This is a genomic window from Bacillus sp. GbtcB10, from assembly GCF_019091365.1.
Classification (GTDB): Bacteria; Bacillota; Bacilli; order Bacillales; family Bacillaceae; genus Bacillus; species Bacillus altitudinis.
Map to the genome: position 1 here is coordinate 1 of NZ_JAGXJP010000363.1, position 239 is coordinate 239.

A 239-nucleotide genomic window follows, 5' to 3' on the forward strand; every position below is an offset into this window, starting at 1 on the left:
ATGAACTGAGTTTGGCTATTAAAACAAAAGTAAAACAGTAAAATAGGCGCATGTTTATAGGCATGTAGACGCTTGAAAAAGGGACATGCCTATGATATGCTTTCATCAACCAATAAATAAAGTCCTGATACGTACGGTGGGTACCTAGTTTTGACCGAACATTTTTTTCTACGGGTGCTTGCCTTTCCTTTCTGCATAAATGCCTCTTCTGAGGACTTATAAAGTGAGGAAGAAAGCAC

The 239-nt window shown here is 38.5% G+C and carries 1 other RNA gene; it reads left to right on the forward strand.

Annotation, left to right across the window (positions count from 1 at the left end):
• Positions 1-118: 118 nt before the first annotated feature.
• A non-coding RNA gene (ssrS, locus tag KVT11_RS20500) (6S RNA) lies at positions 119-239 on the forward strand; the annotation flags it as partial.